Origin of the sequence: Trichocoleus sp. FACHB-6 (assembly GCF_014695815.1) — a bacterium.
In the GTDB taxonomy this organism is placed as follows: domain Bacteria; phylum Cyanobacteriota; class Cyanobacteriia; order Cyanobacteriales; family FACHB-T130; genus Funiculus; species Funiculus sociatus.
Genome location: NZ_JACJOY010000021.1, coordinates 19,724 through 33,780, shown reverse-complemented (window position 1 = coordinate 33,780; position 14,057 = coordinate 19,724). Strand labels below are relative to the sequence as shown.

Below are 14,057 nucleotides of genomic sequence, written 5' to 3'. Positions count from 1 at the left end.
AGGAAATGTAATTTAGGCTACACCCATGCGGTTAGAGCAGTTGCAAGCATTTCTGGCAGTTGCACAAACAGGCAGCTTTCAGCAAGCAGCGCGAAAATGTGGATTCACCCAGTCCACCATCAGCAGACAAATCCAGTCTCTAGAATCAGAACTTGGTGTTCCACTGTTTCATCGCACAGCTCAGGCAAAGCTAACATTAGGGGGAGAAAGATTTTTGCCAAGAGCAGGCAAAATCTGTCAAGAGTGGCAACAAGCCACCCAGGAATTAGCAGACTTGTTGGCGGGGAAACAGCCAGAACTATGCGTAGCGGCGATTCATTCAGTTTGCGCCCATTATTTACCGCCAGTGTTGCAGCAATTTTGCCGAAATTATCCAGATGTGCAGCTGCGAGTAACTTCACTGGGAAGCGATCGCGCCTTAAAAGTCCTCCGTGACGGGCTGGTGGATGTGGCAATTGTGATGAATAACCGCTTTTTAACGGCTAGTCCGGATATGGTGGTAGACATCCTATACAATGAACCCATCGAAATCCTGATGGCGGCAAATCATCCGTTGACTAAGTATGAACAGGTGCCTTGGTCAGAACTCGTTAAATACCCGCAAGTTGTGTTTAAAGATGGCTACGGGATGCAACGCTTAGTGCAAGAGCGATTTTTGCGCCTTGGCGCTAATCTTCAGGCAGTTATGGAGTTAAATACGCTTGATGCCTTTCGCGGCGTTGTGCGTCAGGGAGAATTAATTGCCCTTTTGCCGCAGTCAGCTTTGGTGGATGCGCGTCACGATTCAACGCTGGCTATCCGCACCATTGAATCCACCCCAGCATCGCATAGCGTCGCCGACTCTCTCACAGAAATGGGCTTGTCTCGTCAAGTGGTGATGGTGACAACACGCGATCGCTTACTAATTCCCCCCATTCAGCGTTTTTGCCAGCTGGTGCGCGAATCAATTCCGTTGCAATTTAAGCAAGCAATTAGCAACGCTGTAATCTGTTCGCCAGCCTCAGTCATTAGTCATTAGAAAAACAACTGACAACTAATAAAAAACTCAAAACTCAAAACTCTTTATGAGTAACGCCTTTAGGGAAATTCTGCGAAAAATTGGTAGCGGCCCCCACACCGGGGAAAATATGACTCGCTTGGAGGCGGCGGAAGCGACGCGGATGATGCTTCTACAGGAAGCAACACCAGCGCAGATTGGGGCATTTATGATCGCCCACCGAATTAAGCGTCCTACAGGCGAAGAATTAGCCGGGATGCTGGATGCTTGCGACCAACTGGGGCCAAAGTTGCAACCGATTATTGACTCCCAGCGACCAGTTATAGTTTTAGGAACGCCCTACGATGGGCGATCGCGTACCGCCCCTGTGACTCCATTAACCGCTTTGATTCTGGCAACCGCAGGGCAACCAGTGGTGATGCACGGCGGCGACCGGATGCCCACTAAAGAAGGCTTGCCGCTGGTTGAGATTTGGCAGAGTTTAGGCGTTGATTGGAGTCGGCTATCTTTAGCGCAAACCCAGCAAGTCTTTGAGACGACCAAAATAGGATTTATCTATTTGCCATCGCATTTTCCCCTCGCGGCTTCCTTGGTTCCCTACCGCGATCAAATTGGCAAACGTCCTCCCTTTGCCACGATGGAGTTGATGTGGTGTCCCTACGCAGGAGTTGCTCACGTTATAGCAGGTTTTGTGCATCCCCCCACAGAAGGAATGTTTCAAGGTGCTTCGGCGTTGCGAGGCAAACCGCAGTATTTTACGACAGTGAAGGGATTAGAGGGTAGCTGCGATTTACCACGCGATCGCACTCCCATCATTGGCACCTGGCAACCCGGTTCCGATCTAGAACGCATCATCTTGCATCCCCGCGACTACGGTTTTGAAGGCAAGGAAGTACCCCTAGACGAAAAAGCTTTAGTGCCGGAAATGCAGCTAGTATTGCAAGGCAAACCAGGCGAATTCACGCAAGCTGCTATCTGGAACGGCGGATTTTACTTGTGGCATAGCGGTGTAGCGACAGATTTATCATCCGGTTTAGCTGAAGCAGAAAACTTATTAAAAAGCGGTCAGGTTGCTCAGAAACTACAGGAGATTAGCAAGGCTGTTGCTTCTTTAAGCACGTTTGAAAAATATCTATCCGGGGCTGGAGACTTGACGAGCGGGGGTTAGCCCGCTCGTCATCTGATGAATCAGTTGCAGCAATCCCAGAAAATTTTTACACAAGGCATAGCGTAGGGCTTGATGAGAGTTTGTGAGGACACCCACAGGAAATTAACTGCTACTCATGGCTTTACGCCGCTGTAGCCTTAAGCCGATGCCAGTTAGAGCAAATAATCCTAGTGGCGCAACCGTTCCAGGTTCGGGGATGGTTTCGCCCGCCAGTGGAGGTGTACTGGTAGGAGGACGACGAACCAGCGATGCCTGCTCATAAGCATAAGCTAAGCCAAGCAGCGTTGGCTCTGTGTAAGCCTTACCTAAGAAGCTGATGCCGAAGGGTGCCAAGTTTGCTTGATATCCAGCCGGAACAATAATGGTAGGATATCCTGCCTTAGCTCCGATTGATGCGCCTCTGGTTCCAGCAAACAGAACAGCATCTAGATCGTAAGTGTCGATGAGGAAGTCAAGCCCTTGTTCTTTTGCAAGGCGCAGGTCTGTTGCCCGATCGCTGAGGTACTTGATTGTATCGTCGCTTGCTGGCGACAGGTCGATCGCTTCCGATGCCAAAGCACGAGTCTGTCCATACTTCAAGGCAATCTCAGCATTTGCCTCATTAAAAGCAATTACATCAGCCAGAGTCTTCACAGGAGCGTCTGGCCCCAGACTAGCAAGGTAAGCATTGAGGTCGCGCTTGAACTCGTAAGTCAATACCGAGGAGCTGAAGGCAGACAATTCTCTGGCTGTGGAGATGTTAGCATCAATAATTTCAGCCCCCATGCTCTTCATGATGGCGATCGCTTCTTCGGCAATTGTCTTCTCCTCATCAGACAGTGAATCCCAATAAAAGTCTTTGGGAACACCAATCCTCGCTCCTTTGAGTGCATCCGCCTTGAGAAAGGGGGTATAGTCGCTATAAAACTTACCTGCGCTGGTGAGGGTTGCCGGATCGTTGGAGTCTACCCCTGTAAGTGCGCCCAACAGGATGGCTGCGTCTGTCACCGTGCGCCCAAAGGGGCCTGCGGTATCTTGGCTGGCAGCAATTGGAATAATCCCATCCCGGCTAACCAGTCCCACCGTAGGCTTAATGCCTACAACTGAGTTTTGATTACCGGGACTGAGAATTGAACCAGAAGTTTCAGTTCCTATCGCAACTGTCACTAAGTTAGCCGCCACCGCTGCTGCTGAACCCGCACTAGAGCCACCCGGAGAAAGGATAGCTCTGCCATCTCCGCCTGGGAGAGGAACCGGGTTATACGGGTTAAACGTGTAGCCGTTTAGCGAACTGTAACCAGCAGGCATCCCGTTAGTCAGGAAATTGGCGTACTCTGTCAAGCTTGCCTTTCCCAGAATGATTGCACCTGCATCTCGAAGTTGCTGGGTGATGAAAGCATCGTTTGGTGGAATCGATCCCTCCAGAGCAACAGAACCTGCTGTGGTGGGCAGATCGAATGTGTCGATGTTGTCTTTGAGGAGGACGGGAATTCCATGTAGTGGGCTTCTTGCTCCTGTGGTCTGCCGCTCTAAATCTAGTGCTGCTGCTGTCTTTAGCGCATCGGGATTGATGGTGATGAAGCTGTTTAGTTTGGGCCCGTTGACATCGTAGGCTTCAATCCGGTTTAGATAAAGCTGAACCAGTTGCTCAGAGGTGAGCCGTCCAGAGTCAAAAGCCTGATTAATTTCAGGAATTGTGGCTTCTTGTAGGGTGAATGAAAATGCTTGTGCTACTGTCGGTAAAATCCCAATCAGTGCAGTTTGAACTGCTAAATAAGTAACAGCCCGTTTAGTTTTAAATTGCATATCTGTACAGTCTTGATAGGAACACAGAAACAGCAAGTTTGCATACCGAATTAGGCTGAATACGTTAGCCGCTCAAGCCAACTAAACAACCCTTAGGCATCAGTTACTCCTAACTCCTAAAGAAGCGAGCCAGGAAAGATGTTGATGTTATGAAAAGACCGCAAACTTACTTGCCAGACATCCTATAATTTTCTAAAAATAAATATTGTTAGAGGTGATACAGTAACTATAAATAAAACGATATAAATATTGCTGTAACAACGATTTTCGATGGCTGTGCCCCCAATAATTATAGCGATCGCGCGTTTGTCCATCGGATTTAAGTAGTGGAATATAACTAAAACACCGACAAAATCATTCCCTCACGAGCCAGTAAACTATTGGGAAAAGCTGACTGAATTTGCTGTTCCATCAAGTCAAGAAAATCATCGTTGTAGTCAGGCTCGTAACAAGACATTACCACCTGTTTAACACCCGCCGTATGAGCCGTCTCAACGCAGGTTTGCCAAAAGCAGTTATCCCAAGGCTCAAGTTCATCAGCGCAAGACTTCACCGACTTTCCATGCAACCCGCAATCTCCGGTTTCTTGCGAATTAGATGCGCTATCGTAAATTAGCAAATCTGCTTGACGGACTAAGTGCAGCAAATTTTTATCTGAGGCTTTCAAGTTATGTTCTGCACAAGTGACATAGACAGCAGTGTGTCCATCCCAGGTGACTCGGTAGCCAATTGTCTTTAGTGAGTCTTTGGTTAAGCAGGTTTCAATCTCAATTTCTCCCAGTGTCACCGTGTCACCGGGAGTAAGATCGTAAAATTTCAAGTCAGACTGCATCACCTGAATTGGGACGGGGAAATTTGGCGGTGTCATCTGGTCGCTGAGACTTTGTTTAATAGATGCGCCGTTACATGCAGCTGCGCCGTAAATGTGAAAGCAATTACCTTTAATAAAGGCGGGAACGAAAAAAGGCACTCCTTGAATGCGAGCGATTTCCGTCTGAGTAAAAAATATATAAGCTTCTACTGGCATCTGTCGCAACAAATTGTTACCCAGAATTCGCAAGCCAGTTCCACCATCAAAAATTAACCGTTTGTCGCCTACCCGCATCTCTAGACATGGGGTATTCCCGCCATAGCGAATTGTCTGTTTTCCTGTAGCGGCAATTTTGCCGCGCACCCCCCAAAACTGGACAACAAACTTGGTATCAGCGTTACTTGAAAGATGTGCTTGGTTAGACATTTGGGGATTTGCTGCGGCTGGCTCTAAAGAAGACATATGCTAGATCACATTAGCTGCAAGAGTTGCAGATCGTCGTAGCGTCGGACTTCCACCAGGCGATTTTCCCCGTCTACGAGGACAACCGTTGGATGATAAGTTTTCAGTTCTTCGGGGCTAAATTGTGCGTAAGTCATAATTATTAAGCAATCGCCCTTTATTCCTAGACGTGCCGCTGCACCATTTAGTTCAACCACACCGGAATTTTCTGGTGCAGCGATCGCATAGGTAATGAACCGCTCTCCATTAGCAATATTAACAACTTGCACCTGCTCATAAGGTAATATACCAGCGGCATCCAACAAAGTTTTATCAATGCTGATACTACCCACATAGTCCAAATGGGAACCTGTGAGGGTACATCTATGAATTTTCGATAGAAGAAGCGATCGCTGCATAGAAGACGGGTAATTACCACCAATGCTTTTGAAAGTGCAGGTGCATTTGTTCTAAATGCTTCCTTTTACAGGCTCTGCACCTTCCCCATTATGGCCCGATCAGCACCATGTTTGTAAGTAGGGAAAATTTTGTGAGCTACAGTTGATTTTAACCTTCAAAAACCATCTGCTTCACAATTTTTTCCCGCTTCATCCGATAGCGCTACTTATTGCTACCTGCTCTAACACATTGTTCCACCAGCGGCATCACCTCTTCGACATCTTTCCAACCGCGAATTTCCGTGACCTTCTTTTCTAAATTTTTGTAGGTCTTGAAAAATTCCGCGATTTCATCCAGCCGATGCGGGGCGATGTCTTTGAGAGATTTTACGTGGGCGTAGCGCGGGTCTTTGTCGGGAACGCAGAGAATTTTCTCGTCGCGATCGCCTCCGTCTATCATCTCTAACATTCCAATCGGTCGCGCAGCAATTACACACCCCGGAAAGGTTGGTTCTTCGATTATCACCATGCCATCCAGGGGATCTCCATCATCAGCCAAGGTATTTGGCACAAAGCCGTAGTCGTAGGGGTACTGCACAGAAGAATAAAGCACCCGGTCTAAGGCAAAGGCTTCCAAGTCCTTATCGTATTCGTATTTGTTCTTGCTACCAGCAGTAATCTCAATGAGTACATTAATCAGCCCTGGTTTGGGTTGTGCAGGAATGCGTGATAAATCCAAAACTTTACTCCTAAGCGACACGTTGGTTTGGGGTAGCTTGTAAGGCTCTAAGGAAAAAAAGCTGAGACTTCATTAAATCTCATCCTTTCAAACAGCCCCCGTGTAGCATTCTACGGGAAGACGGTCAGCAGATAATCGCTGAGTGTCCAGATCCCGCTTGAGTGCAGCTACATCAGTTTAAGTGAAGGTAGTTGAGGAGTCCATCAATCTTCTGGCAAGGGTAATGAGTATAGGGTAGGCCGCTGTAAGGTTTCGACCCGACTAGGGGAGTAGTGGGCGATCGCAAACACAGGCAAAGTCAGAGTAATGAGCGCGATCGCAGTTCCCAGAAACTCTGCCCACCTTTGAGGAGGAGGTTGGTCAGAAGAGTTGGCGGACTGGCCACTTGATTCCATAAAACTAGGTACAAACTCAACAAAAATCAATTTCAAGCAAATTAAAGGGATGCAAATTTTAAACCCCTCTACCCTTGATTCTAACGAGTTTTCCCCAGCAGACTGTCTTCCATTAAACAATCTCAACCTCTAGGCGCTGCTATCAAATAAATTCGCTGATGTCAATAACATCTTCACGAGAGCGCCTGCACCCAGGTATCATTCATAAAGGAAGCCCACATCCGCACAGGGACGGATAGTTATGTATATTCCCAACGCCCTAGCCGAAGAAATTAAATTCTACCTCAAGAATTTAGCCCAAAAGGGAGACATTGAAGCTCAAAAGCTGTTGTATCAAATCGAACAAGCAGCCAGTTCAACCCTGACGACAATAGAAGAAATACCGCCAGAGGAGATAGGTTTGCAGTGTTAAACTAGGTGTCCACTGGCATTTGAACCTTTGAACATTGAAAGGTTGTTGAGTTCTAATAACTTGACAACTTAACCACTCTTAAGTGACTACTACTTCGTTGTAATGTCTCAACCTCCTGCAAAACCTTCCCCAAAATCAGAAATTGCCAAGGCTGCTAAACTCAGGCGGGTACGCCGCTTAAGCTATATCTTGGATAACGCGATTCCAATTCCGGGAACATCCTATCGAATAGGGATAGATCCCCTACTAGGACTTCTACCTGGAGGCGGAGATATTCTGGGAAGCGGCTTTTCAGCTTATATCGTACTAGAAGCAGCGCTGCTGGGACTGCCGCGAGAAACTTTGGTACGAATGGCGTTAAATATCGTTTTAGAGACATTAGCTGGCACTGTGCCAGTTGTGGGGGATTTTTTTGATGCTACCTGGAAAGCCAATGTCAAAAATATCGCTTTGCTGGAAGCTCACCTAGATTCCCCTCGGCAGAGCCAAAAGGCAGATTGGTGGTTTATCATACTGCTGTTGGGCGGGTTGATGCTTTTTGTGATGGCGATCGCAGCTCTGAGTATTGTTATCCTAAGACTGTTGTGGCAAGTGATAAATTTTTAAAAATTACCCATAAAAAATTAAAATTTGTTAAATTTAGGACGTATTTAGACCAGGTTGTTGAAAAAACTGAATTTCCAGGGAAAAATGGGAATTCTGTCATGATTTAATTTTAAGGAAAACATATCTAATTTTTAATATATGAAAGACTGGTGGCGAGCCACATTTCCACAAGGGCGTCAAACAGTAACAATTACCGACGCTAACGGACATCCTGTAAAAATTGCTTATGGCGAGAAAGGCACAGGCAAACCGCTATTTTTGGTGCATGGAGTTGCCAGTTGGAGCTATAATTGGCGTTACCTGGTAGACACACTGGCACAACATTTTCGGGTCATTTGTTTCGATGCCAAAGGACACGGTTTTTCCGAAAAGCCACTACATCCAGAAACATTGGGACATCAAGCTGTCGAACTAGAAAGAATTATGAGACGCTTGTGTGATCAACCCGCTGTAGTGGTGGCACAATCACTGGGAGCGTTGGTGACACTGGCTACTGCTCAGAATAATCCAGAATTATTTTCTGAGTTAGTAGTAATAAATGTACCAATTTTTCTAAAAAAATTGCCATTCTGGGGTATGCAATTGTTGGCAGATTTGCCCCTGGATTTAGTGCGGATAGCGGACGATATGCGGTTGACAAAACTGTTTGCACCGTTGATGAGGCAAATTGTGGCGGTGGGGCGGCGTGAAGTTGTTTCCGATCCAGCACAGATAACAGCAGAAGAAGTGTATTGGATTACATATCCGTACATTGAATTTCCGAATGCTTTGACGAAAACTGCCGAAGATTTACAACACGCGGCGCGAGAAATTCAGTTTTTGGTAAAGAATCAACCGAATCTGATTCGTAATGTACAAGATAAACTGAGCGCGATCGCAACTCCCACTCTCATTTTATGGGGCGCACAAGATCAGTGGTTTCCTTTTCAAGATGGGGAGAAACTACACGCCCATTTACCCAGTTCCAAATTCCAGCTTATTCCAAATTGCGGACACGATGCGGCGGCAAATTGCCCCGATGAAATTTATTCGGCAATTCTGGAATTTTGCAGAACCTCACCCCCTATCAGCCTTGGAACCAGCAAAGAGGGAGTATAAGAAATAAATTCAAATGGTTAACTAGAAGCTGGCTTTTGACGTGCCGCCGATTCCCATCACCCTTCATATAAGCGATCGCTTTAACTGGCGTTCCGTGCCATAGACGCTGACAACAGGATGAGGGTTGCTATCAGCATACTTGACTTCAAACGCAGAAAAACTGGGTATTAAGCCTTGAACTGGTGGAATTGGCGCAGCCAGCGACATTACAGGGACAATAGTTCTCAGCAAGCAATTTGTCAAAATTCGAGATAAGGGAATTTTAGGTTTTAGCGACATAGCAATGATTTACACGCAGAACTAAAAGACGTGCAGCAGCATTGTTATGTTGCGAATGCGCTTTCCCCAGGCTGAGTGCATTCACGCGGCGAGAGCGATCGCCAACCCGTTCTAGCCAGCTTTAGAAGTCCGGATTTTCCTGGGATTCTGCCAATTTAGGAATACGGCTAATATAGCACTCACCACGTCCCTCCTAATCTATCGAGTAATTTAAGCCGAAAGCATTAGACTAATTTTGACGAATTGTCCTAATATTTTTTAAACACGCTTCTCACGCTGGGTGTAAAAATGATAGAAATGCCCTTGTCTTTCATGATGCCGCTGGCAGTTGTCCTGCTATCTATCTATATATTTAAAAAGTCTGCTGACGAAATTTCCTATCTCGCTGCCTGTATTTCAATTAGCGCCTTACTGTTAAGTTTGTTGATAGCACCTTGGCAGCTCAAAAGCTTGCTGCTAGGGATTGCCATCTTCAGCACTAGACAATTTTCGCTGCCAATCCAGCCTGTAATTGAGACTCAGGAAGACCAAAAAACTACACTCACTTATCGCGGAATTGACTACGAACCAACCCCTCCCACAGTTGAAGGAACTGAAAGCCAGATAACAGGAAAATATCGAGGTCAAGCTTGGAAATGTAACAAAACAGACAAAACTTCCGCAACTCAACCAACATCGCGACTAAAGTATCGAGGTGCTAACGTTGTTAGCCCAGCTTTTAACACACCTGTAGCTCAAGAACAAAAAGTTACACCAGAATCATAAGTCGTACTTAAGGTATGAGGTGGTTATGATGGCATTAAGCTAAGGATAGAAGGGATGCGATCGCAGGCAACAACTTGTTACAAGCTTCAACTAATGTTGCAGCACTTGGCAAACTGGCGGCTGTGCCTTTCAAAATCTTCATTGCCGTTTTTGCACCCTTTTGCATTGCACCTTCTTTGGGATTTTTCCCAGCTTCTGCTAACGCCTTAACTTGTTCTAATGCCTCAGCTTTATCTTCTTCACTCAAGTCAGCCTCCGACTCAATTGCTGCTTGTAATTGCTTGAGGAGTTCTTTGATTTCAGGCTGATCCGGTTTAGATGAATCAGGTAATTGGTTGATGGTATTGGCAACCGTATCGCTGATTTCACCTAAATTAAATGCTACTCCACTGATATTGCTGGCATTAAAATCTCCTTGTACATTAATACTACGGCTTTGATCGGTGCTTTCATTCATGGCTTTATTCTCCGCTGTAACTGCATTTGTAAGGTTAAATATAGAGCTAGATGACTGGTGACTAACTATAGCTGCTATAGCAATTTCTTTAATATCTTTATTGTGACGCATTTCTGCTTCTAGTAGAGCAGCTTGCTTCTGCGCTTCTAGTCTTGCTACATACGCTTCTTCAAAATTATGCTGAACTTTGCCTTTATCGGTTCCTTGGGGAACTTCGATTGTAAGTAAAACATCATTCCCTTTTTTCTCAATCGCTTGAATTGAATCGGGGTGAATTTCTGGGTTTTCCTCCATTAATTTCTGAAAAGCTATATTAAAAGCTTCTTGATTAATACCGTTTCGCAGAAGTATCTGCACAGTATTCATGATTTTTTTATAGAGCTTTTCAAAATCACCGGGTTCAAATACTTTATCGGGATCGTGAGGGCGACGCTCTCTATCGCCTGTTAGAGGGTTAGGATGTTCAAGGAGATAAACATATCGACAATCAACTTGCTCTAGTTTTGTTGTCGAGTCAATATTCCATGCTTCCAGGCAAGCGTCAGTTAAGGAAGCATTGGTAAAATCAGTGCCAACTGACTGAGCTTTCGTCAAGTTTGCCCCTTCTAAATTAGCTTTTTGTAACGTAGCTTCACTGATATCTGCTTCCTTCAGATTAGCTTCGTTGAGGTTTACTCCTGTAAGGTTAGCACCTTTGAGATTTGCACCCTGATAAGATTTTTTATAGCCATTGCCACCGACTAATAAATCTCTTACAGCAGCCTTAGCCAGTATAGAATCACCGACTCTAGCGCGGTCAAGTTTTTTGGCTTGATGCCAACAAGTCCGCGTAAGAATAGCACCTTGAAAATTTGTATTTTTGAGGGTTGCCTGGGTGAAATCAGCATCAGTTAAATCAGCACCCCGAAAGCTAGTGCCACCTGTAGCAGCAAAGGCAATAGCAATGGTGCGAATAAAGGCATACTTCTCATCCCCAGCTAAGGCACGCCAAGCCATATAGATACCCAATCCTGCCCCTGCCGCTGCCCCTGCCCCTGCCCCTGCCGCTCCCGCTCCCATTGCCCCTACCCCTGCCACTGCCGCTCCCACTGCCCCTGCCACTGCCGCTCCCACTGCCCCTGCCCCTGCCGTTGCCCCTGCCACTGCCGCTGCCCCTGCCACTGTCCCTGCCGCTGCCACTGCCACTCCCACTGCCCCTGCCGCTGCCGCTGCCCCTGCCACTCCCACTGCCACTCCCACTGCCCCTGCAACTAGACCTGCAACTAGACCTGCAACTAGACCTGCCACTGCCGCTGCCGCTGCCACTGCCGCTGCCCCTGCCAATAAACCTTGACGGATAGTAACAATAAAGAAGACTGCTAGCACTATTAAGAAGACCGCACCAGGAATAATAGTGATTTCTTTGATAATAGAAGGGGTAAAAAAATATACTGTAAAAGAGGTAGTTAAAAACGAAATAAATCCTGATAGTTCTGACAAAAGTAATGAGACGATTACGAGAAAAGTTGCCCAACGTCGTTGCAATCCCGCTTTAGCGTGGCTGAAGTTTGCCCCGTTCAGGATGGCACCAGTGAAGTTTGCACCTCGGATATCTGAGTGCGAGAAGTCTGCACCTGTTAAATCTTGCCCTTTGAAAGATTTGCCTCTGAGATTAGCACGGCGAAAGTCTTGAGCCACGTTCAGTTACAGAGAATTGGGATAAATTTTAATATAGGCATAGCATATCTGCCTGAAGAATGCTCATCTGTACAAATAAGATTATTAGCTTCTGAAGTTGTCACTACGTCTATATCAGCGTTTCGTAGAGCCTGTATCAAAGTTCGCCTAATCATATCTTCATCCAGATATAAACGAATCTGACTCACTTCAGCTTACCCGCGATATATTCTGCTTCTAAACGTTCATACTCGACTTTCTCCTCTGCTAGATAGGCCTCTATTTCATCTTTGTTAGCGTGATAATATGCCAAAGCTGCATATATCTGTGCCAAGGTTAAAAACTCAAACTCCTCGGCAATCTCCTCCGGACTCATACCCTGTTTGTACAAAACGACAATTGCTTGGACAGAAACTCTCCTCCCTGCAATTCGCGGACGGCCTCCACAGGTTTCTGGAGTACGCATAATTAATGTCCCGATGTCGGTGATAGTTGACATATTTAGCGCGGTAAGATTTGGCTTATATTTTAACGTTGCAGCGATCGCGCAAAAATCCGTTTTCCTTCCCCTTGTTTTTCGCATCCGCCCTAGACTTCGCGGTTCATTCCAAGATTAAACCAACAGCGATCGCCTACAGATTGTGTCATAATAGGGCGATCTCTCCCCAGTGAACGCTACTAATGGTGCAAGTACCCCAATCCCCCAGCGACTTAGCTGCTATCCTGAACAACCCAGTTGATTTGGATTTTCATCTGCCCGATCCAGAGGACGAGGAGATTCCAGAACTGGATTTTCAGCAGCAGGTAGATAATGCTTGGCTAGTGTGCGATCGCTTCGACCTACAGACAGAAATTTGGCGGGGGCGGATTTTGCGGGTGGTGCGCGACAGAGAGAAAAAAGGCGGCGACGGACGCGGGACGGGATTCCTCAACTGGCTAAAAGAGCGGGAAATCAGCAAAAGTCAGGCTTATTCCTTGATTCAACTGGCAAATAGCGCTGATACGCTCTTAGAAGAGGGAAAGTTAGACCCAGATGCCATTCGCAGCTTTAGCAAACGCGCCTTCATTGAAACTTCTAAGGCATCTCCAGAAATTCAACAACTGGTGACAGAGGCGGCGAATAAAGGCGATCGCATCACCAGGCGGGAAGTTCGACAACTTGCCGATGAGTGGACAGCGATGAATTCCGACTTGCTACCCGATGAAGTCAAGGAAATGGCTGCATCCGGTTCTCTTCCTTCCCGCTATCTGTCTCCCCTAGTCAAGGAAATGGAAAAATTGCCAGACTCTCACCTGAAGGTACTAAGAGGGGAAGTTGCGGGAAATCCTGACGTTGATACTGTTAAACAAGCTACATCAGATGCCCGTAATTTATCTAAGTATCTGGATGCTGCTGCCCAAGTCCAAGCGATCAGCGAAACTACTCTAGATGTGGAAATGGCGTTAGAGGAAGCTTTGCGGGTGGGTTGTCTGAATACCGCTGCTGACATGGTGAAGCAAGCGGCGCAGCTGGAACAAACTATCGCCAAATTTTACATGACCTGGAAGCGTCTGGGCAGTTTGGCAGATAGACTTTATGTGGACACTGGCGCAAGTACCCCCAATTTGCGATCGCTTCTCACTTGCTTGGAACGTCTCGCTGGTGAGGTGATCGAAGTTAATCTTGATGATACAGGCGAGCGCACTATTCGCCTCAAAGTTCTCACCGATGCTGAGTAGGGCGGGCATCTTCCCTACCCTTAAAGATACGTTGTAGGTTTGCGCGTTTCTACTTTCTGCGGAGCAATTTTTTCAAATTCTGCCAAATAGTGCCAGGATTCAAGTAACGGCGATATTTGGTTGCTGCTTCTTTTCCCACTAGCAACAAACCCACCCAAAAGGTAACTTCTGCCGAAACCGCCAACACCGGAACTAAGAGAGCTTTTTGAGCGATCGCTAGTGGTAGCAACGGCACAACCAATAATATCGCCGCCCAAGGCAGAAAAGAGAAAACAATTAAAAATAGACCAAGCTTCTGCATATATCTTGATTGTGGCAGAATTTGAGTCTA

The 14,057-nt window shown here is 46.4% G+C and carries 16 protein-coding genes; 7 read left to right on the top strand and 9 right to left on the bottom strand.

Translation table 11 applies throughout. The features are described from left to right. The first annotated feature begins 25 nt into the window (after positions 1 to 25). Positions 26 to 1,018, top strand: a complete 993-nt coding sequence (locus tag H6F66_RS03775) for a LysR family transcriptional regulator (RefSeq protein ID WP_190418356.1) — start codon at positions 26 to 28, stop codon at positions 1,016 to 1,018. Between the two features lie 46 nt (positions 1,019 to 1,064). After that, positions 1,065 to 2,165: an anthranilate phosphoribosyltransferase family protein gene (locus tag H6F66_RS03770; RefSeq protein WP_190418354.1), complete on the top strand. Its 1,101-nt coding sequence runs from the start codon at positions 1,065 to 1,067 to the stop codon at positions 2,163 to 2,165. Between the two features lie 102 nt (positions 2,166 to 2,267). Here the strand turns inward: H6F66_RS03770 and H6F66_RS03765 are convergent, their stop codons facing one another. The 5 genes from H6F66_RS03765 to H6F66_RS03745 form a co-directional block, all read right to left on the bottom strand. Beyond that, positions 2,268 to 3,950, bottom strand: a complete 1,683-nt coding sequence (locus tag H6F66_RS03765) for an amidase family protein (protein ID WP_190418352.1) — start codon at positions 3,948 to 3,950, stop codon at positions 2,268 to 2,270. Between the two features lie 337 nt (positions 3,951 to 4,287). Then, positions 4,288 to 5,223: an MBL fold metallo-hydrolase gene (locus H6F66_RS03760; RefSeq protein WP_190418350.1), complete on the bottom strand. Its 936-nt coding sequence runs from the start codon at positions 5,221 to 5,223 to the stop codon at positions 4,288 to 4,290. 8 nt (positions 5,224 to 5,231) lie between these two features. After that, positions 5,232 to 5,621, bottom strand: a complete 390-nt coding sequence (gene panD, locus H6F66_RS03755; protein ID WP_190418348.1) for an aspartate 1-decarboxylase — start codon at positions 5,619 to 5,621, stop codon at positions 5,232 to 5,234. Between the two features lie 202 nt (positions 5,622 to 5,823). Beyond that, positions 5,824 to 6,339 (bottom strand): inorganic diphosphatase, encoded by a 516-nt coding sequence (locus tag H6F66_RS03750; protein ID WP_190418346.1) that lies wholly within the window; start codon positions 6,337 to 6,339, stop codon positions 5,824 to 5,826. 203 nt (positions 6,340 to 6,542) lie between these two features. Further along, complete coding sequence (locus H6F66_RS03745) at positions 6,543 to 6,734, bottom strand: hypothetical protein (protein ID WP_190418344.1); 192 nt, start codon at positions 6,732 to 6,734, stop codon at positions 6,543 to 6,545. Between the two features lie 241 nt (positions 6,735 to 6,975). Between H6F66_RS03745 and H6F66_RS03740 the strand changes: the two genes are divergently transcribed. The 3 genes from H6F66_RS03740 (at position 6,976) to H6F66_RS03730 (ending at position 8,850) form a co-directional block, all read left to right on the top strand. After that, positions 6,976 to 7,146, top strand: coding sequence for a hypothetical protein (locus H6F66_RS03740; RefSeq protein WP_190418342.1), 171 nt, complete (start codon positions 6,976 to 6,978; stop codon positions 7,144 to 7,146). Positions 7,147 to 7,248: 102 nt separating this feature from the next. After that, complete coding sequence (locus H6F66_RS03735; protein WP_190418340.1) at positions 7,249 to 7,752, top strand: DUF4112 domain-containing protein; 504 nt, start codon at positions 7,249 to 7,251, stop codon at positions 7,750 to 7,752. A 138-nt stretch (positions 7,753 to 7,890) separates the two neighbouring features. Next, positions 7,891 to 8,850 (top strand): alpha/beta hydrolase, encoded by a 960-nt coding sequence (locus H6F66_RS03730; protein WP_190418338.1) that lies wholly within the window; start codon positions 7,891 to 7,893, stop codon positions 8,848 to 8,850. Positions 8,851 to 8,913: 63 nt separating this feature from the next. On the opposite strand, the gene H6F66_RS03725 is transcribed toward H6F66_RS03730, so the two are convergent. Continuing rightward, positions 8,914 to 9,129 (bottom strand): hypothetical protein, encoded by a 216-nt coding sequence (locus tag H6F66_RS03725; RefSeq protein ID WP_190418336.1) that lies wholly within the window; start codon positions 9,127 to 9,129, stop codon positions 8,914 to 8,916. Between the two features lie 288 nt (positions 9,130 to 9,417). Between H6F66_RS03725 and H6F66_RS03720 the strand changes: the two genes are divergently transcribed. Continuing rightward, positions 9,418 to 9,894, top strand: coding sequence for a DUF4278 domain-containing protein (locus H6F66_RS03720; RefSeq protein ID WP_190418333.1), 477 nt, complete (start codon positions 9,418 to 9,420; stop codon positions 9,892 to 9,894). A gap of 34 nt (positions 9,895 to 9,928) precedes the next feature. Here the strand turns inward: H6F66_RS03720 and H6F66_RS03715 are convergent, their stop codons facing one another. After that, entirely contained in the window at positions 9,929 to 12,028 is a 2,100-nt protein-coding gene (locus tag H6F66_RS03715) for a pentapeptide repeat-containing protein (RefSeq protein ID WP_190418331.1), read from the bottom strand. A gap of 184 nt (positions 12,029 to 12,212) precedes the next feature. Continuing rightward, complete coding sequence (locus tag H6F66_RS03710) at positions 12,213 to 12,506, bottom strand: DUF433 domain-containing protein (RefSeq protein WP_190418480.1); 294 nt, start codon at positions 12,504 to 12,506, stop codon at positions 12,213 to 12,215. A gap of 182 nt (positions 12,507 to 12,688) precedes the next feature. Here H6F66_RS03710 and H6F66_RS03705 point away from each other — a divergent pair, with 182 nt between their 5' ends. Continuing rightward, positions 12,689 to 13,726 carry a hypothetical protein gene (locus H6F66_RS03705; protein WP_190418329.1) on the top strand — a complete coding sequence of 346 codons (1,038 nt, stop codon included), beginning with the start codon at positions 12,689 to 12,691 and terminating at the stop codon, positions 13,724 to 13,726. 49 nt (positions 13,727 to 13,775) lie between these two features. Here the strand turns inward: H6F66_RS03705 and H6F66_RS03700 are convergent, their stop codons facing one another. After that, complete coding sequence (locus H6F66_RS03700; protein WP_190418327.1) at positions 13,776 to 14,027, bottom strand: transporter suffix domain-containing protein; 252 nt, start codon at positions 14,025 to 14,027, stop codon at positions 13,776 to 13,778. Between the last annotated feature and the right edge of the window lie 30 nt (positions 14,028 to 14,057).